General features: G+C 68.6%; 21 protein-coding genes. 14 read left to right on the forward strand and 7 right to left on the reverse strand.

Annotated elements, in window-relative coordinates; all coding sequences use genetic code 11:
• The first annotated feature begins 42 nt into the window (after nucleotides 1-42).
• From KXS11_RS12275 to KXS11_RS12285, 3 genes are all read left to right on the forward strand, one after another.
• Entirely contained in the window at nucleotides 43-1521 is a 1479-nt protein-coding gene (locus tag KXS11_RS12275) for an APC family permease (protein ID WP_437385871.1), read from the forward strand.
• A 52-nt stretch (nucleotides 1522-1573) separates the two neighbouring features.
• Nucleotides 1574-3607 carry a primary-amine oxidase gene (locus tag KXS11_RS12280; protein WP_437385872.1) on the forward strand — a complete coding sequence of 678 codons (2034 nt, stop codon included), beginning with the start codon at nucleotides 1574-1576 and terminating at the stop codon, nucleotides 3605-3607.
• A gap of 87 nt (nucleotides 3608-3694) precedes the next feature.
• The gene (locus KXS11_RS12285; protein WP_437385873.1) at nucleotides 3695-4204 is read left to right on the forward strand and encodes a hypothetical protein; all 510 of its coding nucleotides are present in this window, start codon (nucleotides 3695-3697) and stop codon (nucleotides 4202-4204) included.
• Nucleotides 4205-4213: 9 nt separating this feature from the next.
• Here KXS11_RS12285 and KXS11_RS12290 read toward each other — a convergent pair whose 3' ends face one another.
• Nucleotides 4214-4594, reverse strand: coding sequence for a hypothetical protein (locus KXS11_RS12290; protein ID WP_437385874.1), 381 nt, complete (start codon nucleotides 4592-4594; stop codon nucleotides 4214-4216).
• 263 nt (nucleotides 4595-4857) lie between these two features.
• Here KXS11_RS12290 and KXS11_RS12295 point away from each other — a divergent pair, with 263 nt between their 5' ends.
• From KXS11_RS12295 to KXS11_RS12305, 3 genes are all read left to right on the forward strand, one after another.
• Nucleotides 4858-8445, forward strand: coding sequence for an efflux RND transporter permease subunit (locus tag KXS11_RS12295; RefSeq protein WP_437385875.1), 3588 nt, complete (start codon nucleotides 4858-4860; stop codon nucleotides 8443-8445).
• Between the two features lie 56 nt (nucleotides 8446-8501).
• A complete protein-coding gene (locus KXS11_RS12300; RefSeq protein WP_437385876.1) occupies nucleotides 8502-10034 on the forward strand; it encodes a DUF7059 domain-containing protein in 1533 nt (510 codons plus the stop codon).
• A 93-nt stretch (nucleotides 10035-10127) separates the two neighbouring features.
• Nucleotides 10128-11072, forward strand: a complete 945-nt coding sequence (locus KXS11_RS12305) for a J domain-containing protein (RefSeq protein WP_437385877.1) — start codon at nucleotides 10128-10130, stop codon at nucleotides 11070-11072.
• A gap of 78 nt (nucleotides 11073-11150) precedes the next feature.
• On the opposite strand, the gene KXS11_RS12310 is transcribed toward KXS11_RS12305, so the two are convergent.
• Nucleotides 11151-11411, reverse strand: a complete 261-nt coding sequence (locus KXS11_RS12310; RefSeq protein ID WP_437385878.1) for a GlsB/YeaQ/YmgE family stress response membrane protein — start codon at nucleotides 11409-11411, stop codon at nucleotides 11151-11153.
• Between the two features lie 94 nt (nucleotides 11412-11505).
• On the reverse strand, nucleotides 11506-11679 hold the full coding sequence (locus tag KXS11_RS12315) for a CsbD family protein (RefSeq protein ID WP_437385879.1): 174 nt from the start codon (nucleotides 11677-11679) through the stop codon (nucleotides 11506-11508).
• Between the two features lie 195 nt (nucleotides 11680-11874).
• On the opposite strand from KXS11_RS12315, the gene KXS11_RS12320 reads away from it, so the two are divergent.
• Nucleotides 11875-12957 (forward strand): alpha/beta hydrolase, encoded by a 1083-nt coding sequence (locus tag KXS11_RS12320; protein WP_437385880.1) that lies wholly within the window; start codon nucleotides 11875-11877, stop codon nucleotides 12955-12957.
• Nucleotides 12958-12988: 31 nt separating this feature from the next.
• Here KXS11_RS12320 and KXS11_RS12325 read toward each other — a convergent pair whose 3' ends face one another.
• Together KXS11_RS12325 and KXS11_RS12330 are read right to left on the reverse strand one after the other, a co-directional pair.
• Nucleotides 12989-13873 carry a hypothetical protein gene (locus KXS11_RS12325; RefSeq protein WP_437385881.1) on the reverse strand — a complete coding sequence of 295 codons (885 nt, stop codon included), beginning with the start codon at nucleotides 13871-13873 and terminating at the stop codon, nucleotides 12989-12991.
• A gap of 111 nt (nucleotides 13874-13984) precedes the next feature.
• On the reverse strand, nucleotides 13985-14758 hold the full coding sequence (locus KXS11_RS12330) for a lysophospholipid acyltransferase family protein (RefSeq protein ID WP_437385882.1): 774 nt from the start codon (nucleotides 14756-14758) through the stop codon (nucleotides 13985-13987).
• A gap of 168 nt (nucleotides 14759-14926) precedes the next feature.
• On the opposite strand from KXS11_RS12330, the gene KXS11_RS12335 reads away from it, so the two are divergent.
• The 6 genes from KXS11_RS12335 to KXS11_RS12360 all read left to right on the forward strand — a co-directional run bounded on the left by KXS11_RS12335 (nucleotide 14927) and on the right by KXS11_RS12360 (nucleotide 21127).
• Nucleotides 14927-15529: a DUF4956 domain-containing protein gene (locus tag KXS11_RS12335; RefSeq protein WP_437385883.1), complete on the forward strand. Its 603-nt coding sequence runs from the start codon at nucleotides 14927-14929 to the stop codon at nucleotides 15527-15529.
• Nucleotides 15526-16347, forward strand: a complete 822-nt coding sequence (locus tag KXS11_RS12340) for a polyphosphate polymerase domain-containing protein (RefSeq protein WP_437385884.1) — start codon at nucleotides 15526-15528, stop codon at nucleotides 16345-16347. The genes KXS11_RS12335 and KXS11_RS12340 overlap by 4 nt, the downstream gene beginning before the upstream one ends.
• 29 nt (nucleotides 16348-16376) lie before the next feature.
• Nucleotides 16377-18275, forward strand: coding sequence for a carbohydrate-binding domain-containing protein (locus KXS11_RS12345; RefSeq protein WP_437385885.1), 1899 nt, complete (start codon nucleotides 16377-16379; stop codon nucleotides 18273-18275).
• Nucleotides 18276-18352: 77 nt separating this feature from the next.
• On the forward strand, nucleotides 18353-18964 hold the full coding sequence (locus KXS11_RS12350) for a TetR/AcrR family transcriptional regulator (protein ID WP_437385886.1): 612 nt from the start codon (nucleotides 18353-18355) through the stop codon (nucleotides 18962-18964).
• Between the two features lie 139 nt (nucleotides 18965-19103).
• Nucleotides 19104-19550 (forward strand): Fur family transcriptional regulator, encoded by a 447-nt coding sequence (locus KXS11_RS12355; protein ID WP_437385887.1) that lies wholly within the window; start codon nucleotides 19104-19106, stop codon nucleotides 19548-19550.
• Between the two features lie 119 nt (nucleotides 19551-19669).
• The gene (locus KXS11_RS12360) at nucleotides 19670-21127 is read left to right on the forward strand and encodes a catalase (protein ID WP_437385888.1); all 1458 of its coding nucleotides are present in this window, start codon (nucleotides 19670-19672) and stop codon (nucleotides 21125-21127) included.
• A gap of 72 nt (nucleotides 21128-21199) precedes the next feature.
• Here the strand turns inward: KXS11_RS12360 and KXS11_RS12365 are convergent, their stop codons facing one another.
• Entirely contained in the window at nucleotides 21200-21412 is a 213-nt protein-coding gene (locus KXS11_RS12365) for a hypothetical protein (protein ID WP_437385889.1), read from the reverse strand.
• Nucleotides 21413-21511: 99 nt separating this feature from the next.
• Nucleotides 21512-22183, reverse strand: a complete 672-nt coding sequence (locus KXS11_RS12370; protein WP_437385890.1) for a uracil-DNA glycosylase — start codon at nucleotides 22181-22183, stop codon at nucleotides 21512-21514.
• A 99-nt stretch (nucleotides 22184-22282) separates the two neighbouring features.
• On the opposite strand from KXS11_RS12370, the gene KXS11_RS12375 reads away from it, so the two are divergent.
• Nucleotides 22283-23746 carry an MFS transporter gene (locus tag KXS11_RS12375; RefSeq protein WP_437385891.1) on the forward strand — a complete coding sequence of 488 codons (1464 nt, stop codon included), beginning with the start codon at nucleotides 22283-22285 and terminating at the stop codon, nucleotides 23744-23746.
• Nucleotides 23747-23831 lie beyond the last annotated feature (85 nt).

Consider the following 23831-nt stretch of genomic DNA (forward strand, 5'->3'; position numbering starts at 1 on the left):
GCTGGCTGCATCCGCTTCCATCGACCACCCGAGGAGAGCTCCATGACCGTCACGAAAGGACCGGCAGTCGAAGCCGGTCAGCCCACCCGGTCCCTGAAAGGATCGCTCGGCGTCACCGCCATCGTCTTCATGGTGGTCGCAGCCGCCTCACCGCTGACCGTCGTTGGAGGTGCAGCGCCCCTCGGTATCCTGCTCGGCAACGGTGTCGGCTTCCCGAGCATGTACGCCGTCTCGGCCGTCATCCTCCTGCTGTTCGCCGTCGGACTCTCGGCAATGACCCGCCATGTGCCGAAGCCCGGTGCGTTCTTCACCTTCGTCGGCTACGGCCTCGGCAAGCCCGCCGGTCTCGCGTCAGCGTTCCTGGCACTCCTGACGTACACGACCATCCAGGTGTCGGTGTACGGCTACATCGGCTACCTGCTGAGCGTCACCTTCGCGGGACTCGGAGCACCGGAGATCCCCTGGTACCTGTACGCACTCGGTGCGATCGCGGTCGTCGGGCTCCTCGGATACCGGCACATCGACCTGAGTTCGAAGGTGCTCGGCGTCCTCCTCGTGGCCGAGGTCGGCATCGTGCTGGTCCTCGCCGCAGCAGTCGTCTTCAGCGGGGGCGCCGACGGCCTGTCCGCGGAGCCGTTCGTCCCCTCGCAGGTGTTCTCCGGTTCCCCCGGGGTCGGCCTCATGTTCGCGATCGCCGCGTTCATCGGCTTCGAGGCAACGGCGATCTTCCGTGACGAGGCGAAGGACCCATCCCGCACCATCCCGCGCGCCACCTACATCGCCGTCATCGGTATCGGCCTCTTCTACACACTCGCCTCGTGGGCGCTCGTGATGGCCTGGGGACCGGACCAGGTCGTGGACGTCGCAGCCGAAGACCCCGGTGCGATGATCCTCCGCACCACCCTCATGTACCTGGGCCCGGTCGGCGAACTCATCATCAACGTCCTGCTGATCACGAGCATGTTCGCCTGTGTCCTCTCCTTCCACAACGTCATCACGCGCTACCAGCACACGATGTCGAACGCCGGCGTGCTGCCCGGTCGCCTGGGCGGAGTGCACCCCAAGCACCTCTCCCCGCACACCTCCTCCCTCGTGCAGACCGGCACCGCGGCGGTCCTGATCGTGGTGTTCGCAGCTCTGGGCCTCGACCCGGTGCTGCAGGTGTTCACCTGGTTCGCCGGGGTCGCGACGCTCGCCATCGCGATCCTGATGGCGGTGACCAGCCTCGCCGTGATCGTCTACTTCGCCCGCACCAAGCAGGATCGGCGCCTGTGGAACACCGTTGTCGCCCCTGGTCTCGGCCTGATCGGACTGGTGGGTTCCGCCGTCGTCATCACCGTCTACTTCCCCATGCTCGTCGGCGACATGGATGCTGCAGGCAACCCGACGTTCGGAGCGGTGAGTCTCGTCCTGCTCGCACTCATCCTCGTCTGCCCGGTCATCGGGCTCGTCCAGGCGTCGTATCTGAAGCGCCGCCGTCCCGCCGTCTACGAGAACGTCATGGACGCCATCGGCGGCTGAGCCCCGGTCCCGCCTCTCCAGAACCACGAACCATCGAACCAGGAGTATCACCATGACCATCACCGACTCCCTCACCACCGCAGACGACGGCACGGCGGCCGTGCAGCATCCGCTCGCGAGCCTCACCGCCGCCGAGTTCGAGCGCATCCGCGATGTCGTGACCGCCTTCGACGACTTCACCCCGACGACCCGATTCGCCTACGTCGGCCTGGAGGAACCGCACAAACGGGACGTCCTCGCCTGGCAGGCCGGCACGGGCGAGCTGCCCGAGCGCCTCGCGCGGGTGATGCTGCTCGACATGGCCACCGGGCGCTCCACCGACAACATCGTCTCCATCACGGCCGGCACCCTGGTGAGCACCGTCGTGCTCGACGGGTCGCGCGGCCAACTCCCGATCCTCATCGAGGAGTTCGACGCGATCGCCGACATCGTGGCCGAGGACGAGGGGTGGGTGGCGGCGCTCGCCGAACGCGGGTGCACGGTCGACGAGGTCAAGGTCGTCCCGCTGTCGGCCGGTTACTACGACTATCCCGAGGAGGTCGGCCGCCGGATCGTCCGGGTGCTCGCCTTCCGACAGGACTATCCGGCCGACCACCCCTGGGCGCACCCCGTCGACGGCTTGAGCGCGTACGTCGACACCGCGGCGAGGAAGGTCACCCGGCTGATCGATGCGACGTCGCTGGCCATCCCCGCGGAACCCGGCAACTTCGACGACCCGGCGATCCAGGGCGCTCCGCTCTCGAGCCTCAAGCCCATCGTCATCACCCAGCCGGAGGGGCCGAGCTTCACGGTCGACGGCGAGTTCGTCGAGTGGGGCAACTGGCGCTTCCAGGTCGGGTTCGACGTGCGCGAAGGCCTCGTGCTCCGTCAGCTGTCCTTCGACGATGCCGGTGAGGCGCGCCCGATCATCTACCGCGCCTCCATCAACGAGATGCTCGTGCCGTACGGTGACCCCTCCCCCGTCCGGTTCTGGCAGAACTACTTCGACACCGGTGAGTACCTCTTCGGACGCTTCACCAACTCGCTCGCCCTGGGCTGCGACTGCGTCGGTGAGATCACGTACTTCGACGCCGTGCTGGCAGACGAGCTCGGCAACCCGTTCACGATCGAGAACGGCATCTGCATGCACGAGGAGGACTTCGGCACGCTGTGGAAGCACTCCGACCTCTACACGGGCTCCAACGAGGTGCGCCGCTCCCGTCGGCTCGTGATCTCCTTCTTCACCACGGTCGGCAACTACGACTACGGCTTCTACTGGTACCTGTACCTCGACGGCACGATCGAGTGCGAATCGAAGCTCACCGGCATCCTCTTCACCTCCGCCTACCCGGGGCTCGATGAGGACGGCGCCGACTACCCGTACGCTTCGGAGGTCGCCCCCGGTCTCGGCGGCCCCTATCACCAGCACCTGTTCTCGGCGCGGCTCGACATGATGGTCGACGGCGTCTCGAACGCGGTCGACGAGGTCGACGCCGTCCGCGTCCCGATCGGACCGGGCAACGAGCACGGCAATGCGTTCACGAAGCAGGTCACGCGGCTCAGTACCGAACGGGACTCCGGCCGCGTGGCGAACGGTTCCGCTGCTCGCGCCTGGCACATCGTCAACACGGAGAAGACGAACCGCTTGGGCCGACCGACGGGCTACGTCCTGTACCCGCAGGAAGCTCCGACGCTCATGGCGGACGCGTCCTCCTCGATCGCGAAGCGTGCCGAGTTCGCAACGAAGCACCTGTTCGTGACGAAGTACGATCCGGCCGAGCGGTACGCGGCTGGTGACTTCGTCCACCAGAACCCGGGCGGCGACGGCATCACGCGATTCATCGAGGGCGACGCGTCGATCGACGGTGAGGACATCGTGCTGTGGCACACCTTCGGCCCGACGCACTTCCCCCGCCCGGAGGACTGGCCGGTCATGCCCGTCGACTACGCGAGGTTCACCTTGAAGCCCTACGGCTTCTTCGGCAAGAACCCGACGCTCAACGTTCCGCCGAACGAGCCGGTCGCACATTGCTCGCACGCGCACGGTTCCGAGACGTCAGCGCACGATGGGCACTCGGCCATGGATCACAGCGCACACGGTCACTAGGTTCGCACCATGATCGAAGCGCTTCATCTCGGAGCCCTCCTCCCGGCCGCCGTCGGTGCGTGTTGCACCGTCGGCGGCCGGCGGGGTGTGCTCGAACTCGGTTCGGCGTTCGTCATGCTGGCGGCGATGATCGACATCGCCAGCGGGGCCGGCCTCGTCCATCCGTTCGTGTGGGCGCTCGTCCTGGTGGCCGCTGCGGTCGCCTCGGCAGCGCGCCTGCGGGTTGTTGCCCGGCGGACGTCCCCCGACATGACTGCCGTCGCCGCCTCAGTGGTGCGCGACCCGGTGCCTGGTCATCGCACCGCGATGGTCGTTCACACGTCCGGCGGGCTGGTGATCATGGCCGCGTTGGTCTGTGTCATGGCAGCCCATACAGGAGCCGGTGTATATGCGAATACAGGAATATCCAGTGAGATGCATCACGCTGGAGGAATGTCGATCGGCGGACTGCTTCTCGCCGCCGCGACGGCGGGCTACCTCGCCCTGAGCACGAAGCTCGCGCTCGACGCGATCCGGAGCGGCCGCCGGCTCGTCGCGGTCGAGCTCGTGAGCATGGCCGTCTCGGTGGCCGCGATGGGCATCGCCGCCGCGCTCTGAGGAGCACGGCTATTCGGCGTCGTCGCCCTCCCACGGCGGACGGGCGACCTTGCCGGACATCCGCCACACGGCGCGCGTGAGTTCCGGGTGCACCCGGGCGATCTCGCGGAGCACCTCGTACTCGAGGTGATCGGCGTTGTCCTTGTGCTCTTGCGCATCGCCGAGCGACGACCGACCGGCGAGCCGGGCCATCGCGTGCTGTGCCGCGAGACCACGGGCGTGCAGGGCGTCGTCTCGCAGCACGGCGACCACGAGTTCGTCCACACTCGGCATGGACGGCAGGAAGTCCCAGGGGTCCTCACCGTCGCGAGCGCGATGCTCGATGATGACCTGGCGCTCGAGCTGCGCGTCGCGGCGCAGCTTCGGCAGGTCGACGGCGGTCAGATCCATGCACCCTCCGAGCCTCGTGCGACGCACGACCGGAGCGCACGTTCGGGTATCAAGGGTACGCCTCGAATCCGGGCTGGCTGCCGTCAACGTGCCACGTTCACCGGATGCTCCCGGCTGGTACCACAGGACCATGGCCCTCGTCCGAACGTCGGATGCCCTGCGGCTGCATCTCCGCCGAGCTGCGGATGTGCCGGTTTCCAGCTGTTCGTAGCGTGAAGTGGGCGAACTCCGCCCCGTCCGCGACCGAGAGGCCAGCAGCTCCCATGTCCTTCCTCACGAGGCTCAGCCTCGCCAACCGTCTGATCGTGGGACTCATCACCGCGGCGATCGTCGCCTTCGGTCTCTTCGCCGTCGGCTCACTCAAGCAGGAGCTCCTGCCCTCGGTGCAGCAACCCGGAGCAGTCGTCGTGGCGACCTACCCGGGCGCATCCCCTTCCTCAGTGGAGCGCGAGGTCACGGAACCCGTCGAACGCGCCGTGCAGAGCGTGAAGGGGGTCACCGGTGTCACGTCCACCTCGGTGAGCGGCTCGACGTCCCTCCAGGTGAGCTGGGACTTCGGTCAGGACGACGAGAAAATCGTCGCCGACATCCGGAGCGCACTCGCGGGGCTCACGAGCGTCCTCCCGAACGACTCGGTGAGCGAGGTGTACGCCGGGAGCAGCGACGACATCCCCGTGCTCCAGCTCGCGATCGCCTCGGAGGACGAGTCCGGCGAGTTCGCCGGCCGTGTCGAGAGCATCGTCCTGCCGGAGCTGAGGGGCATCGACGGTGTCCGCCAGGTCGACCTCGCCGGTGAGAACGCCACCCAGCTGGTCATCACCATGCGTCCGGCCGATCTGACGGCGAAGAAGACGACGGCCGAAGAGGTCATGGCCGCCGTGCAGGCGAGTGGCGCGGTCACCGCGGCAGGCACGAGCGTGGACGCGGGTAAGGAGCTCTCGATCGAGGTCGGCTCCGCTGTCGGGTCACTGGAGGAGCTGCGCGCGCTGCCGATCCAGCATCAGGACGGCCCGTTCACCCTGTCCTCCGTCGCGGACGTCGACCTCGTCCCGGCGACGGAGACCACGATCGCACGCGCCGACGGCCTCCCGTCCCTGTCGCTCACGATCCTCAAGGACCCGTCGGCGAACGCGGTGCAGCTCGCCCACACGATCCGCGACGCGCTGCCGGCCCTCGAACGCGAGTTGGGCTCGGGCGCCGCGTTCACCGTCGTCTTCGACCAGTCACCCATGGTCGAGCAGTCCATCCACGACCTGTCCGTCGAGGGCGGTCTCGGCCTGCTGTTCGCGATCATCGTGATCCTCGTGTTCCTGCTGTCGATCCGGTCGACGATCATCACCGCGGTCTCCATCCCGCTCTCGCTCCTGATCGCGATGATCGGTCTGTGGATCGGCGACTTCTCGCTCAACATCTTCACCCTCGCTGCGCTCACGGTCGCGGTGGGGCGGGTGGTCGACGACTCGATCGTCGTCATCGAGAACATCAAACGACGACACAGCGGCAATCCGATGACCACGGCGAGCGTCGTGGAGTCCGTCCGCGAGGTCGCCGGCGCGGTGACAGCGTCGACGATCACGACCGTCGCCGTCTTCCTGCCGGTGGCCTTCGTCGGAGGCACCGTCGGTGAACTGTTCCGTCCGTTCGCCGTGACGGTGTCGATCGCGCTCATCGCCTCGCTCGTGGTGTCGCTCACGATCGTCCCCGTGCTCGCGTACTGGTTCATGCGGGGGAAGGCGGCTCCGGCCGGCGACGCTGTCGACGGGGCGGTGCAGGCCGCTCAGACGGAGGACGAGTCCGAGGCGTACTCGAAGCTCCAGCGTGCCTATCTGCCGGTGCTGCGGACGTCGCTCAAGCGGCCGGTGGCGACCCTCCTCGTTGCGGCGCTCGTCTTCGCCGGGACGATCGTCGCGGCCGGGTTCCTGAAGACCGACTACCTCGGGGACCTCGGTGGGGAGAACAGCGTCGCGATCACACAGGAGTTGCCGGAGGGCACGAGCCTCGAGGTGACCAGCGATGCTGCGGCGGCCGTCGAGGAGGTCCTCGCGAAGACCGCGGGCGTCTCCGGCTACCTCACGACCGTCGGCGGCAACGGGGCCAGCAACCGCGCCCAGATCAGTGTCACCCTCGGTGAGGAGAGCTCCAAGGAGGGCGTCTCCGAGACGATCCGCGACGCGGTCGCCGGACTCGATGATGTCGGGACCGTGACGGTGGGCGACGCGGGTGGCGGCCTCACCGGTGGGGGCGGTATGGAGGTGACGCTGCAGGGTGAGGATCCGGCAGCGCTCGCGACCGGTGCCGGCGCGGTCCAGCAGATGCTCGCCGACACCGACGGTCTGCGGGACGCGACGAGCGACCTCGCGGACGAGCAGGGCGTGCTCAAGGTGAACGTCGACCGCGATGCCGCCGCGCGCTACGGTTTCACGCAGCAGCAGGTCGGCCAGGCCATTGCGAACGCGCTGCGCGGCACCCCGATGGGCACGGTGATCCTCGAGGGGTCGACGCGCGACATCATCGTGCGGTCACAGCGGGTCGGCACGACCCCGGCTGAGATCGCCGCTCTGCCTCTCCCGGTCAGTGCGTTGCAGCAGGCTGCCGCGCAGAAGACGGCGAGCGACCTGCTCACGGCGCAGCAGGACGAGGCGACGCAGCGGGCGAAGGACGAGGCCGCTTCGCAGGCGTCCTCGCAGCGCTCCGAGCTGCAGGACGCGCGGAGCACCGCAGCGACCCAGCTCGAGGCCCTGCGGGGCCAGCTCGCGGCCCTGGAGGCGGCGCCCGTCGAGGTTCCGCCCGTCACCCCGACGACGCCGGAGGAGGAGGCGGCCCGGCAGGCGTACGAGGCCCGCGCCGCTCAGCTCGTCGGGCTCGGTGAGGCGATCTCGCAACTGCAGTCCTCGATCACCACGATCGATGAACAGCTGAGCGCCATGGAGGACGCGCAGGCCGATGCGGCAGAGCAGCAGGCGGAGGCCGAGCGGTTCACCCAGGCGCAGAAGGATCTCGCGAACGTCAGCGCGGTGCCGATCCCGGTGAGCACGGTGGCCCAGGTCGTCGAGGAACGCGCTGCGGCAGCGATCACCCGCATCGACGGTGTCCGCACCATCACGGTCTCAGCCACACCGACGGGTGACGACCTCAGCGTCACGACCGCCGCGGTACAGCAGGGCCTCGACGGCCTGGACCTGCCAGACGGGGTCACCGCGTCCATCGGCGGTGTCGCCCAAGACCAGCAGGAGTCGTTCGCGCAGCTCGGACTCGCGATGCTGATCGCCATCGTCCTGGTGTTCATCGTGATGGTGGCCACGTTCCGCAGCCTCTTGCAGCCGCTGATCCTGCTGGTCTCGGTGCCGTTCGCGGCCACCGGTGCCATCGCCGCGCTGCTCATCACCGGGACGCCGCTCGGTATCCCGTCGATGATCGGACTCCTCATGCTGATCGGCATCGTGGTCACGAACGCCATCGTGCTCATCGACCTCGTGAACTCGTATCGAGCGCGTGGTGACAGCATCGACGATGCCGTGATCCATGGAGCCCGACTGCGCCTCCGGCCGATCATCATGACGGCTTGCGCGACGATCTTCGCGCTCGTCCCGATGTCGCTCGGCCTCACCGGCGGTGGTGTGTTCATCTCTCAGTCGCTCGCGATCGTCGTCATCGGTGGACTCGTCTCGTCGACGCTGCTGACGCTCATCCTGGTGCCGGTCCTCTACCTGCTCCTCGAACGCGGCACCGAGCGTCGACTCGCGAAGCGGGAGCGGAAGCGCCTCGCGAAGGCCAATGCCTCTGCAGAAGCGGACGGCTCCGAAGAGGACCGGTTCGAAGACCTCGAGGCGATCCTCGACACGGAGCGCTGACGGTACCTGCGGACGGGCGGCCACCCCGCCCGTCCGCAGCTGTCACACTGGTGGACGTGGACCACCGCTTGATCGATCACCTCCGTTCCGACCTCACGAGCGCCGGGTACACGGTCGAACGGGTGCGTGCGCTCTGGGGTGAGACGGCCGACGCGGCACTGCATCGGTCCGACCGCGTCGTCGCCGTCCGTGAACTCGACGCGCGGGCGCGGACGCTCGGAGCGGAACCCGTCGCGACCCTCGCCCGTCTCTTCATCCTGGGTCTGCCTGCGGACGCCGCTGAGGCCGCTGCCGCGTTCCCGGTCCTCGGGCTGGACGGCGCCATCGAGCTCGGGCTGCTCGAGGCTCAGGACGACGGACCGCTCCTCCCCAGGCTCGATCTGCGACCGTACGCCTGGGTCGATGCGAACGGCAGTGGTTCCTGGTGGATCGCCTCGGACCTCGGCGAACTGGCCCTCGGGCGCGAGCTCGACGAGCAGCATGTCCTCGGCGTCGGTGGCGCATCGATGACGCTCAGCGGGATCATCCTGCCCGAGCGAGTCGGATCGGCGCTCGACCTCGGCACGGGATGCGGTATCCAGGCATTGCACCTCTCGCGGATCGCCGATCGGGTGGTGGCCACGGACATCTCGGAGCGCGCCCTCGAGCTCGCCGCGCTCAACGCACGGCTCAACGGCGTCGACTCGATCGAGTTCCGTCTCGGCAGCATGTTCGAGCCGGTCGCCGACGAACGCTTCGACCGCATCGTGTCGAACCCGCCGTTCGTGATCACGCCGCGACTCGAGGGCGTGCCGAGCTACGAGTACCGCGACGGCGGGCTCGTCGGCGACGCCCTCGTGGAGTCGGTGTTCCGCGACGCGGCGGCGCATCTGCACGAGGACGGTGTCGCCCAGTTCCTCGGCAACTGGGAGTACCGCTGGGGCGCCGACGGTCTCGACCGGGTCTCCGCGTGGATCGATCAGAGCGCGGAGTCCGTCGACGCCTGGGTGATCGAGCGCGAGGTCCAGGATCCGGCCGAGTACGCGGAGACCTGGATCCGTGATGGCGGCACCCGCCAGGGCACCCCCGAGTTCGAACGTCTGGCCGGGGCGTGGCTCGACGACTTCGCTGGGCGCTCGGTCACCGGGGTGGGCTTCGGATACGTCCTGCTGCGTCGCACCGCGGACCAGCGGCCGATGCGTCGCCTGGAGCGTCTGCACGGGCAGGTCGGATCGAACTCAGCCGGCCTGGGCGCCCACCTCGCGGTGTGCCTGGTGGCGCACGATTGGCACACCGCGCTCGACGACGAGGCGCTGCTGCGCGAACGGGTGACGATCGCCGGAGACGTCACCGAGGAACGCCACTACTGGCCGGGCGATGAGCACCCGACGGCCATGCAACTGCGCCAGGGCGGCGGACTCGCGCGCTCGGTCGGCCTCGACACCGGCCTCGCCGGCCTCGTCGGAGCATGCGACGGCGAGTTGTCGCTCGGCGTGATCATCGACGCCATCGCCGAGCTGGTCGAGGTCGACGCGACGGAGCTGCGCGCGGAACTCCTCCCCCGCGTGCGTGCGCTCCTCGACGACGGGATCCTCCTGCCGGCTCCCTGAGCTCGGGCAGCGTCCGGCGGGCGGTCTGCCAGCTTGCCGCGATAGTCTCGCGTGTCGGAACGACCGACACCGCCGACGAAAGCGATCACCTCGATGCCGGAGCGCCCTCTCTCAGCCAGTCCCTACGAGGTGCTCGGCGTGAGCGCGTCGGCGTCGCAGGACGAGCTCCGCAAGGCGTACCGACGGTTGATGCGTGAGACGCACCCGGACCTCGGCGGCAGCGCCAAGCAGTTCAATGCGGTGCAACTCGCGTGGGAGCGGGTCGGCACGGAGGCGGACCGCGCCGCCTACGACCGCGGCCGCAACGTGCCCTCCAATGCTGCAGACGACGAGGACGAGCACACCTGGTCGGCATCGTCGACGGGACGCTCCGGCACCCAGCGCGCCGACTCCCGCCCCAAGGCACGTGCGTACGGCCACCCGGGCGGCGACTCCCGCGAGGTCTACCTGGGGCTCATCCGCGAGTGGGTCGGGCGCGGTGTCCCCCTCGACGACCCCTACGACCCGAAGCTCGTGCGCTCGGCACCTCGGGAGATCCGGCACCAGCTCGCCAACGCGCTCGCCGAGGAACAGACGGCACGCACGGTCGCGACGCTCGGCATCGGCTACACCGTGTGGCATGACGTCCTCGCGCCCGGAGAGGCGAAGATCGACCACGTGGTCCTCGGCCCGACCGGCCTGTTCGCCCTGAAGTCGGAGGACTGGGGTGGGCCGGTGAGTGTGCACCGCGGCGAGATCGTGGGTGAGACCCTCGCCCCCCGTGAGGAGCCGGTGCGTTCGATCGTGCGCTCGGCCCGAACCCTCGCGAAGGCCGCGCGGGTCAAGTTCACCGCGTACGTCATCGTCGTCCCCGACGGCGCGGTGGAGGAGTCCGTTGAGTTCATCGGGCGCCGTCATCCCGTGACCGTCCTCGTGGAGCGCTCCCGTCTGGCCGACCTCCTGCGCACAGGTCTTCCCGGCATCGACCGCATGGGCGGCAACCAGCTCTTCGACATCCGCACCCGCCTGCAGCAGACCATCCGCTTCGTCGGCCTCTGAGCCGACGCTCAGCGCCCGGAGACATAGGAACGCCCGGCTCCCCATGAGGGGCCGGGCGTTCGCATGCTGTGAGGAAGGTCAGGCCTTCTTGCGCGTGAGAGCACCGTAGATCAGCAGCACGATGATCGAGCCGCCGATGGCGAGCAGCCACGTCGAGATCGAGAAGAACTCGCCGAGGTTCACGTTGAACAACAGGCCGCCGATCCAGCCGCCGAGGAGGGCGCCGACGACGCCGAGCAGCAGCGTGATGAACCAGCCACCGCCCTGCTTGCCGGGAAGGATGGCCTTGGCGATGGCGCCGGCGATGAGGCCGAGCAGCAGGAATCCGAGAAAGCTCATGATGTCTCCAATGTGATTACTGGACCGTCCGGGGTGCCGGGCGGTCATGGCGCTGCCCCCGCCGATCAGCAGGGGCAGCACGGTGATACGACCGTCAGTGCTTGAAAGCGTCCTTGACGTTCTCGCCGGCCTGCTTCACGTCGGACTTGGCCTGGTCGGCCTTGCCCTCGGCGACGAGCTTGTCGTTGTCGGTCACGTTGCCGACGGCTTCCTTCGCCTTACCGACGAGGTCTTCAGCGGCGTTCTTGATCTTGTCCGATGCACTCATGGGGTTCTCCTTCATGTGCGGTGATATCCGGTGGTGATATCCGGTCATGAAGTAAGACGGGCCGTCCCTCCCATTCGTCACGGAATTTCTCGAAAAACTTTGCGGGTGGTTGCGTGCCCCCAACAGGATGCAAGACTGGAGGTTCGTGTTCCGCCAGGCAGCGCCGCCGTCCAGACCCGCCGGGAGGTGATCCGCATGACGTCGAGCCGTCCGCGGACCCGCTTCTCCCGCTTCCTCCGCGTGGTCCGGAACACCATGCTGTGGATCATCGGTCTGATCGTCTCGATCGCCCTCATCATCACGGTGTGGCTGCAGCTCACGCCGTGGCCCGGCTCGATGGTCATCCGTGCGGCGTTCGACGAGCGCGCGAAGGTCGTGCAGTCGGACCTCGTGAGGTACGTCCCCGACGGCGTCGATGCCCGCCATGACATTCCGTACCGTTCGGGCGACGAGGACGCACTCCTCGACGTCTACACGCCGGACGGCGTCCGCGGCAGCGGCGCAGCCCTGCCGACGATCGTCTGGGTGCACGGGGGTGCGTGGATCTCCGGCGGCAAGGACCTCATCTCCAACTACATGCGTGTGCTCGCCGGTGAGGGGTACACGGTCGTCGCCGTCGACTACACGATCGCGCCAGAAGGCCAGTACCCGTTGCCCATCGAACAGGTCGCCGACTCGCTCGGCTACCTCGCTGCCAACGCCCGCGCGTTCAACGTCGACCCGAAGAAGCTCATCCTCGCCGGCGACTCGGCAGGTGCGCAGATCGCCGCCCAGGTCGCGAACATCGTCACGAGCTCGGAGTACGCGAGCGCGATGAAGATCGAGTCGCCGATCGCCGCTGACCAACTGGCCGGAGTCATCCTGGCCTGCGGCGCGTACGACCTCAGTCTCGTGAACGCCGAGGGCAGCTTCGGCTGGTTCCTCGACACGGTGCTCTGGGCGTACTTCGGGGCACGCGATTACAAGACGCGGCCGGAGGTGGCGTCCGCTTCGGTCGTGGACTACCTGACGGCGAACTACCCGCCGACGTACATCACGGTCGGTAACTGGGACCCGCTCTACCCGCAGTCGACCGAGTTCAAGGCGAAGCTGCAGGGGCTCGGTGTGGAGGTGCAGTCGATGATCTTCAACCCTGCGTACCGACCGGGCCTCGAACACGAGTATCAGTTCCTGCTGAACGATCAGGGGCGCTTCAACCTCGGCCGCATGGACGCCTTCGTCGACGGCATGACCGACACGAGCCTGCCGTACGGGCAGCAGGGACCGCCGATCCCCTAACGATCCGATCGCTCAGGGCGGGTGGCTCAGCTCAGGGCAGGTGGATCCGGTCGCCGTCCTCGACGAGACGGCCGTGGAGGACGGCCTGCGCGAGTGTGAGGTCGAGCCAGCGGCGCGCGGTCTCGCCGAGGCGTCCGTAGCCGAGCACCGAGGCGGCCTGCATCGGCAGCTGCTCCCGGTCGACCTCGTGATCCGGGTTCGCGGCGATGACGAGCTCCATCGCGTTGCAGATCTCCGCCGGGCTGATGTCGGTGACCGCGCGGTGGTCGCGGTGCACGACGCGACGGACGCCGCGCCAGGTGACGATGTCGAGCTCGACGGGCCAGGCGAACCCGTTCTGCACGGTGAACGCCTCGGTGACGAGCGTCGACAGCTCCGATCGGGTGGCTTCGCTGAGCCGCTCCACTCCGAAGCGCCTGGCGACGATCGACACCAGCCGCGGGACGGCGATCGGACCCTCGGTCGAGAGGATGGTGGCGGCCACCCGGGTGACGGCAGCCTTCGTCAGCTCGAGGTTGTCGAGCACCGACGCCGGGCCGATCACGGAATCGTCCGCGACCTCGAAATCGGTGATCGCGACGCTGAGCGGGATGACGGGAGCGTTGGCGGTGACCGGGTGGGCGAGGGGGTCGATCACGACGTCAGGGTCGACGGGAGCAGTCTCGCTCGCCCGCGCCGTGGTGGCTTCCGGGAGCGGAGTCGTCGACGTGGCCTGCTCGTCGGCCGTGGCGGCGACCCGGGCAGCGGGCGCGCTGGTGGTGTCGGGAGCGGCCGGTGCGTCCTGCGGCTTCGGGGAGGGCGTCGCCTCGGTCACGGACAGCGGCGACTCCTCGGCGAGTGCGCGTTCTGCTCGCTCACGCCACGACTTCGGCAACCACCCCGACTTCGCGACGAAGCCGTTCCAGCCGCGGCTCACTGGGCCACCGTCCACTCGGAGAGCGGGGTGGCGAGGCTTCGGCGCGTCGCGAGACGGGTGGTCGAGGTCAGAGGTGGCACCTCCACAGGATAGTCGCCGGTTGGCACGGGCTCAGTTCGAGGCGACCCGGCGGGCTTCGCGGCGTCGATCGCGTTCGAGGTCGGCGGCCGCGGCCTCCTCGGGCGTCGGGGCGGTGCCGCCGAGCGAGCGCGGCTGCCACCAGGCACCCGTGCCGTCCACCGGGTAGTCGCGCTGGAGCGTGTCCACCATGCTCTGCAGGCTCGCCCGGAGCTGCTCGGTGCCCACGGCCACATCGTCCTCCGGGCCCACGGTGATCGGCTCACCGAAGGCGAAATGGACGGGGACACCGAACCGCTCACGGAAGCGCACCTTGCGGTTCTTCGTCAGCAGACGGTGACCGCCCCAGACGGCGACCGGGATGACGGGGACCCCGGCCTCCTGCGCGAGGCGGACGGCGCCCGACTTCAGCTCACGGACCGTGAACGATGCGCTGACCCCTGCCTCAGGGAAGACGCCGACGAGTTCACCGCTCCGGAGCGCCGTGACCGCGTTCGCGTAGGCGGCTGCTCCGTCGCGCATGTCGACGGAGATGTGATGCATGCTGCGCAGGAGGCGACCCACGATCGGCTGGTCGAACGCTCCCTGCTTCGCCATGAACCGGATGCGGCGGCGGTTGTGGAGGACGGTCGCCCATTCGACGAGGGCGAACTCGAGGTAGCCGAAGTGCGTCATGGCGATCACTGCGCCGCCGTCGTCCGGGAGATGTTCGATCCCCGTCGTGTGGCGGCGGAGGCGCCAGAAGCCGAAGAGGCCGCGGCCGAGGGCAACGGCGGTGTCGTACACGGGCTCGATGGGGCGTCTCATGGCCACACCGTATGACGGACACCTGTGGAAAAGCCAGGTGCGTCGGGCGGAGCTGAGTGCCCTCCCAGGGTCTCGAACCCGTGCCATTGGTGGCTCATAGGAAGCTCATAGCGTGCGACGGCTGACTGTTCATCGTCCAGTCATCGACCGTTTCCCGGAGTACCCATCATGATCCCAGTCGTCCTCATCGCGATCGATCTCGCGGCCATCAGCCTGCTGACCTTCGGCCTCTACTTCCCCCGCCACCGACGACGCGACCTCGTCGTCGCCTTCCTCGGCGTCAACGTCGGTGTGCTCGCGGTCTCGATGGTGCTCGGGTCCTCGACGATCGGTGCGGGGCTCGGCCTCGGCCTGTTCGGCGTGCTGTCGATCATCCGGCTGCGCTCCGACGAGATCGCGCAGCACGAGGTGGCCTACTACTTCGCGGCCCTCGCCCTCGGGCTCATCGCAGGTCTCAGCGCCGCTGGGACGACGATCAGCCCGCTCGCGATCGCCCTCATGGCGCTCATCCTGCTGGTGCTGTTCGTCGGCGACCACCCGAACCTGTACGGGCGCTACCGCCAGCAGACGATCCGTCTCGACCAGGCGTTCCTCGACGAAGGGCAACTCGCCGACCACCTCGGCCTGCTCCTCGGTGCACGGATCCGCTCGGTGCAGGTGCGAGAGCTCGACCTCGTCAACGACACGACCCTCGTCGACGTCCGATTCCAGACCTCGATCGCGGGCAGCCTGCGGCACGAGGAGCTGCCACTCGACCGGATCGCCCGATGAGCGCCGCCGTCCTCGACGATTTCGCCGCCATCTCGCTCACCGAACTCGTGGAGCGAGCCAGCCTCCAGACCCGCGTCGACCGGAAGTACGTCATCCCGTCGACCGGCCTCGACCAGCTGCTCACCGTGCTCGCCGCCGACGGGGCGCGGATCCTGGAGATCGACGGCGAACGCGACTTCGCCTACGAGTCCGTCTACTTCGACACCCCCGACCTCAGCAGCTTCCGGCTCGCCGCCACCGGCCGCCGGCGTCGGTTCAAGATCCGTTCGCGGAGCTACCTCGACACGGGGTCGAGCTACCTCGAGGTGAAGACGAGGGGAGGACGCAGCAGCACCGTCAAGGAGCGCCACGAACTCGACCCGGACGACGCGCGCGTCCTCACACCATGCGGGCGAGAGTACGTCGGAGAGGTGCTCGGTGACGCCGGCATCCGGAGCGTCGACCCCGAGGAGCTCTCGCCCGTCCTCACGACGAGGTACTCCCGGGCGACCCTGTTCGTCCCGTCGTCGGAGAGCCGGGCGACCATCGACACCCGGCTCGTCTGGGAGCTCGAGGATGCGGGCGACCACCCGACCGGCGGGAGACTCGAACGTCCGGCCATCTCCGTCGTCGAGACGAAGTCGGGCAATCGGGCCTCCGCTGTCGACCGCATCCTCTGGTCGCTCGGGCACCGACCGTCGTCCATCTCGAAGTACGCCACCGGGATGGCCGCCCTCCACCCGGAGCTCAGCGCCAATCGCTGGGGTCGGGTCCTCGCCCGCGACTTCGACCGGCCGGGCGGCCCCACCACGGCCTCCAGACCTCTCCTCGCCGCCTGAGCGGCACCACCCACACCGAAGGACACCCCATGCGCAACCGTAGACACCTCGCCGACTCCACCACTGCCACCGCCCCTTCCGCCGCTCCGGCAGGGAAGGCTCGCCGTCGGCGCTCACCGATCGTCGTGCTGACCGGCGGCTTCCTCGCGGTCTCCATCGCACTCGCCGGGTGCAGTGCGGTGGCCTCGACGACGACGAGCACGACGCAGGACTCCTCGGTGGTGCAGGTCGATGCGACGCAGGCCGCCGCCGCCGTGCTGGCGGCGAACCAGGACATCCACGACACCTCCGATGCGACCGAATACGCTGAAGCGGACGTCGTCGACATCAGCCTGAGCGGCGACAGCGCGACGGTCGACGGGACGAGTGACGCGGTGACCGTCGACGGCTCGACGGTCACGATCACCGCGGCCGGCACGTATCGGCTGAGTGGCACCCTCGACGACGGACAGGTGGTGGTGAACTCGACTGGTGACGGCACCGTCCGGCTCATCCTCGACGACGCCCAGCTGAAGAGCTCGACCAGCTCACCGCTCGTCATCACCGAGGCTGATCAGGCGGTGGTGGTGCTCGCCGACGGCACCTCGAACTCGCTGAGCGACACGAGCAGCTACGCGGAGACCGACGACGCGTCCGGCGCCCTCTCGAGCGCCGCCGACCTCACGATCGCAGGCTCAGGCGCCCTCACCGTCTCGGGAAACGCGAACGACGGGATCGTCAGCTCCGACGGGCTCGTGATCCTCGACGGCACGATCACCGTCGACGCGGTGGACGACGGCATCCGTGGCAAGGACTACCTGGTGGTGCGCGGCGGGACCATCGACGTCACCTCGGGCGGTGACGGCGTGAAGTCCGACAACGAGGAGGACGAGACGCGCGGGTTCATCGACCTCGCGGGCGGCGATGTCACGATCACGTCGACCGGAGACGGTCTGCAGGCGCAGACGGACGTCGTCATCACGGGTGGCACGCTCAACGTGACGAGCGGTGGCGGCGCCGGACAAACGGTCGGCGAGACCTCGACCAAGGGCATCAAGAGTGAGGTCATCACGGTGATCGAGGGTGGTGACACGACCGTCGACTCCGCGGACGACGCCGTGCACAGCAACGGATCGATCAACCTCGCCGCCGGCACCGTCTCGGTGGCATCGGGAGACGACGGCGTGCACGCGGACTCCGAGCTGCTCCTGAGCGGCGCGACCCTCAGCGTCACGCGGTCGTACGAGGGCCTCGAGGCTGCAGACATCACGGTCGCGGCAGGGGACGTGTCCGTGGTCAGCTCCGACGACGGTGTGAACGCCTCAGCAGGTGCGGCCGATGAGACAGCGTCCGCGGAAGGCGGGCAGCAGGGGATGGGTGGCGGCGACCAAGTCGACGACGTCTCGCTGACGATCTCCGGTGGCACGCTCGTCGTCGACGCGGGTGGCGACGGCCTGGACTCGAACGGAACGCTGACGGTCACCGGAGGGACGACCGTCGTAGCCGGGCCGACCGACGACGGCAACGGCGCGCTCGACGCGAACGGCACGTTCACGGTCTCCGGCGGCACCCTCCTCGCCGCGGGCAGCTCGGGCATGGCGGTCTCCCCCGATGCCGATTCGGCGCAGGGTTGGATCTCCGCGACCCTCGACGGCACGCAGGCCGCAGGTTCGGTGGTGCAGATCATCGCGGCGGACGGCACGGTCCTCGCGTCGTTCACCGCCGACAAGGAGTTCTCGTCAGTCGTCTTCTCGTCCAGTGCGGTGACGGCCGGCGCCGAATACAGCATCGCGATCGGCGGCACCGTGAGCGGGGACGCCGTCGGTGGTCTCTCGGCCTCCGGGGACGCCTCGTCGGCATCGATCCTGACGACGGTGACGGCAGGTGAAGCCGCCGCCGGAGGCATGGGCGGCGGCCAGGGCGGTGGCCCGGGCGCCGGTCCGCGCTGACCTCGCGGCGTCGCCGGATGCGTCCACTGCGGTGGTGGTCCGGCGTCGCTCCGAGTCGGCCGCGCTACGATCGCTGGATGACCTCAACGGAGACGGCTCGCACCCGAGGCAGTTACGCGAAGACCGCTGCTCGGCGCCGCGAGATCTTGGAAGCCGGCATGGATGTGTTCGCTGAGCAGGGATTCCGCAGTGGATCCCTCCGCGAGGTGGCCGAGCGGGTCGGTATGAGCCAAGCCGGTCTCCTCCACCACTTCTCCAACAAGAACGAACTCCTCGCGGCCATCCTCGACTTCCGTGATGACCGAGACCGGGAGAAGTCGGGTATCGAGATCGGGAGCGGCCTCGAGGGCATCAGGGGTCTGCTGCGTCTCGTCGAGCACAACATGCAGGTGCCCGGCTTGGTGGAGCTCCACTGCGTGCTCTCCGCCGAGGCGACGTCGCCGGATCATCCGGCGCACGAGCATTTCGTCCGCCGCTACAGCTGGTTGATCGAGGGCATGACGCTCTCGTTCGAGGTGATGGCCGAGGAGGGGCAGCTCGTCGAGGGCGTCGACCCCGAGAGTGCCGCACGGATGCTCATCGCGATGATGGACGGCCTGCAGCTGCAGTGGCTCCTCGACCGCGACTCGGTGGACATGGCCGAGGAGACGCGGCGCTCGCTGCGTCCACTGCTCACCGTCGAGCTCTGATCACGCGCGCTTTCCCCAGGTTGTGCCACTGAGCTTCCTTTTGTTCATATCTGATATTAAAGTTGATCAGGTCTGCGGGGGTCGCCAGCGAGGGGAGTCTTATTTTGACTAATTCAAAACAAATGCGTACGGTGGGGCCATGAGCGGCGCGGTGTTGGAGACGGTAGGGGCCGACTTCCACGCGAAGATCCGCGCGGCCGGGCTGCGCGTCACGACGGGGCGGGTGGCCGTCCTCGAGATCCTTGCCGAGACGCCGCACGCCGACGTCGAGCAGGTCGTGGCCCGACTGAGGCCACGCGCACCGCAGACCTCGCCGCAGGCCGTCTACAGCGTGCTCAACGCCTTCGTCGCAGCTGGACTGGTGCGCAGGATCGAACCAGACGGCCACCCCGGTCGTTACGAGCTCAGGGTGGACGACAACCACCACCACCTCGTGTGCACCTCCTGCGGTGCCGTGGTGGACATCGACTGCGTCACCGGTGAGGCACCGTGCCTCCACCCGGGCGACCACGCCGGCTTCGCCATCAGAGCGGCCGAGATCACATTCTGGGGGTTGTGCCCCGCCTGCCAAGCTGCAGCGGCCTGAGGCCGTCCGACCCCGCACCACCGACGACGGCGCCTGCGTCGAGCGTCAGCTGCCGCATACCCGTGCGCAGCCTCTGAACCCATCCGACCGTCCCACCAGCCCCACCATCGAGGAGAGACATGTCCGAGACTGACTACACCACCACCAACAGCGGCGCCCCTGTCGCGAGCGACGCGCACTCGCAGAGCGTCGGCGCGGACGGCGCGATCGCCCTCCACGATCACTACCTGGTCGAGAAGCTCGCCCAGTTCAACCGTGAGCGGGTGCCGGAGCGGGTCGTACACGCGAAGGGCGGCGGTGCGTTCGGTCGCTTCGTCACCACCGGCGACGTCTCCCAGTACACCCGTGCCGCACTCTTCCAGCCCGGCGTCGAGACGGAGATGCTCGCCCGCTTCTCCACCGTCGCCGGCGAACAGGGCAGCCCCGACACCTGGCGCGACCCGCGCGGGTTCGCGCTGAAGTTCTACACCAGCGAGGGCAACTACGACCTCGTCGGCAACAACACCCCGGTGTTCTTCATCCGCGACGGCATCAAGTTCCCCGACTTCATCCACTCCCAGAAGCGCCTGCCGGGCACGCACCTGCGCAACCACGACATGCAGTGGGACTTCTGGACCCTCTCCCCCGAGAGCGCGCACCAGGTCACCTGGCTCATGGGCGACCGCGGCCTGCCGAGCTCCTGGCGCCACATGGACGGCTTCGGTTCGCACACCTACCAGTGGATCAACGCCGCGGGTGAGCGCTTCTGGGTGAAGTACCACTTCAAGACCAACCAGGGCATCGAGATCCTGACCCAGGCGCAGGCCGACCAGATCGCCGGCGAGGACGCCGACTTCCACATCGCGGACCTCAGCAACGCGATCGCGAACGGCGACCACCCGAGCTGGACGCTCTCCGTCCAGGTCATGCCGTACGCAGATGCAGCCGGTTACCGGTTCAACCCGTTCGACCTCACCAAGGTGTGGCCGCACAGCGACTACCCGCTCATCGAGGTCGGCACCATGACGCTCGACCGCAACCCCGACAACTACTTCGCGCAGATCGAGCAGGCCACCTTCGCGCCGTCGAACTTCGTGCCGGGTATCGCGGCGAGCCCCGACAAGATGCTCCTCGCGCGGATCTTCAGCTATGCGGACGCCCACCGCTACCGCGTCGGCACGAACCACGCGCAGCTGCCGGTCAATGCACCGCACGCGCCGGTCAACTCCTACTCGAAGGACGGCGCGATGCGCGCGGACTTCAACGGCCCCGAGGTGCCCGTGTACGCGCCGAACTCCGTGGGTGGGCCGCACGCCGACCCCGTGCGCGCTGCCGACGGCGGCGGCTGGCAGTCGGACGGCGAGCTGACGCGAGCTGCCGCGACGCTGCACGCTGAGGACGACGACTTCGGTCAGGCGGGCACGCTCGTCCGAGAGGTGCTCGACGACGCCGCACGTGACCGCCTCGTCGGCAACATCGTCGGGCACGTGTCGAAGGTCACGCGCCCCGAACTCCGCGACCGGGTCATCGCGTATTGGACCGCCGTCGACGCGACGCTCGGTGCTCGCGTCGCGGCAGGTCTCCCGCCGCTCGTGTAGTCCGGCCACTCCACGGCAGAAGACGGTCGTCGTCCGGGCAGGACGTCGACCGTCTTCTCGTCGTCGCCGTGCTCAGAGGCCCATCGGGCCGCCGCCGCGGCGCGGCACACCGCCGGTGCCCTGCGCGAGTGCTTTGGCCCGCTCGCGGGTGTGCTCGGCCTCGCTCTCGGGCGAGTGGTGTTCATCGACTGATCTCGCCGCGCGGTCGCGTCGCAGCACGTACCAGACGGCCGCGACGCCCGCGAGCACGAGCGCGGCGAGGATGATGACGGTTCCGATGTCCATGGCTGCCTCCTCGTCGTCCGTCCGACGCTACCAAGCTCGGGAAGGCACGCAACCCCCTCGCCGAGCGGGGCGAGGGGGTTGCGTTGACGGGATCCGGTGCTAGCCGGCGACCTGCTTGGCGCGGGCGAAGACCTTCTCGATCTCCTCGCGGCGCCCGGGCTGCTTCAGCGACAGCGGCGACGGGTGCGGGGCGTTGAAGGCGCTGTAGGTGTTGCCGAGGAGCGGCTCGACGTGCTTCCACCAACCGTCCTGGGCGTGCGGGCCGCACAGGACGACGACCCGGAGGTTCTTGAGCAGCGGCAGCAGGGTGCGCAGCTCCATCGCTCCCTGGGCTACCTCCGGGGCGTTCGGCTTCTTCCGGCCGGCGCTGAGGTACCACGGGACGATGTTCCACACCATGACGTCGGTGAAGTCGATGTCGTTGCGGAGGTGCCACAGGCTCTCGGCGATCGGGTCGTCGTTGTCCACCGAGGCGAAGCCGGATCCGGGGGCCTCGAGGCTGTCCGGAGCGAGGGTGCCCGGTGCGTCGAGGAGGATCAGTGTCTTCGCGTTGACAGCCGCGTCGGCCGGGTCGACGAGTGGGAGCACGAGGTCCGCCTGTCGTCGTCCGCGGCGCGTGATCATCGCGTCCGCCCAGTCGCGCAGAGGCGCGTTCGCCGGCGACTCGGCCAGCATGCGGTGTCGTTCGGCCAGTTCGTCCGGGTCCTGCAGCCCGCGAGGGGCGTCCATGTGCATCTTCTGAGCGTAGTCCCGTGGGCGACGTCTCGTCATCGTCTGAGGCTGTTCTGAGGTACCGGAACGGTTGCAGAACGGTGAATTCGCGCACCGCAAGCGGGGATCGGCGGCTCCGACGGGCATAGGCTGACAACGATGACTGACGAGCGAACCGCCCACGACGATCGGACGAAGTGGCGCGCGTTCGCCATCTGCGTCTCGGTCGCAGCCCTCACGATCCTCGACCTCTCGAAGGTGAACGTGGGTCTCCCGTCGATCGAGAAGGCCCTCGACGCCGGCCCGACGGACCTGCAGCTGATCGTCGCCGGATACGCCCTAGCGTTCGGCCTCATCCTCGTCCCCGCCGGTCGCTACGGCGACCTGCACTCGCGTCGTCGCATGTTCATGATCGGCTTGAGCGTCTTCGGAGCCGCGAGTCTCATCTGTGCGATCGCGCCCAGCATCGTCGTGCTGATCGGTGGTCGCATCCTGCAGGGGGTCGCGGCGGGTCTGCTCATGCCGCAGGTGATCGGACTCATCCAGCAGCTGTTCGTCGGCAAGGAACGCGGTCGCGCCTTCGGACTGTTCGGTGCGATCATCGGCCTGTCGACGGCGTTCGGGCCGACTCTCGGGGGTCTGCTCATCGCCATCGGTGGGCCGGACAGCGGCTGGACGCTGCTGTTCTGGATGAACGTGCCGCTCGCCATCATCCTCCTGCCCATCGCCGCTCGACTGCTCCCGAAGCAGCAGGCCCACGACGCTGGCAGCGGGTCACTCGATCCGGTCGGCATCCTCCTCCTCGGCCTCGCGGTGCTGTCGTTGATGCTCCCGTTCGTCCTCACGACGGGCTCCCCGGACGACAACCCGGCACGCTGGTGGTTGCTCGTCGGCTTCGCCGTGTTCGCCGGCCTGTTCGCCTGGTGGGAGGGCCGGTATCAGCGTTCGGGCCAGACACCGGTGGTCGACTTCTCGCTGTTCACGCTCGGCAGCTATCGCAACGGCGTGCTCATCTCGACCAGCTACTTCGCCGCGATGCCGGCGACGTTCCTCACCCTGACGCTCTTCGTGCAACAGGGCCTCGGCCTGGAACCGGTGTTCGCCGGCATGATCACGATCCCCTTCGCCCTCGCGTCGGCGGTGAGCTCCTGGCTGAGTGGTCGCGTCGTCGACCGTCTGGGCCGCCCGCTCGTGGTCGGCGGGCTCATCCTCGTGGTGGCGGGCTTCAGCCTGAACTCGGTACTCGCCTTCGTCACTCCCCCGGAGATCACGCCGTACGCGATGGGTGCGGCCATGCTGCTCGCGGGCATCGGCGGCGGCGCGGTGATCTCGCCGAACCAGACCCTCATGCTTGCGGACATCCCGGTGTCGTCGGGTGGGGTCGCCGGGTCGATCGGGCAGCTGGGTCAGCGCATCGGCACGGCCGTCGGCCTCGCTGCGGCGACGGCGACCTTCTACGCCACGGTCTACTCGGAGAACGACGGTGGCTCCTCGGGAGCCTCTCTGGCCGTGTATCACGACGCGTATCGCAACAGCACCCTCGTCACCATCGGTTTCGTGGTCGTCGCCCTCGTCTTCGCGCTCCTCGACGCGCGCGCCAGAAAAGCCACATCCGTAGTCTGATCGGGTCTTCTGCCAGCGCGGTGCGCTCGACTCAGCGCACCCCTGTGGCGCGAGCGCGCCCCTCCGGAGGCCCGCGCTCGCGCCA

This window comes from Plantibacter flavus (genome assembly GCF_051487245.1).
Classification (GTDB): Bacteria; Actinomycetota; Actinomycetes; order Actinomycetales; family Microbacteriaceae; genus Plantibacter; species Plantibacter flavus_B.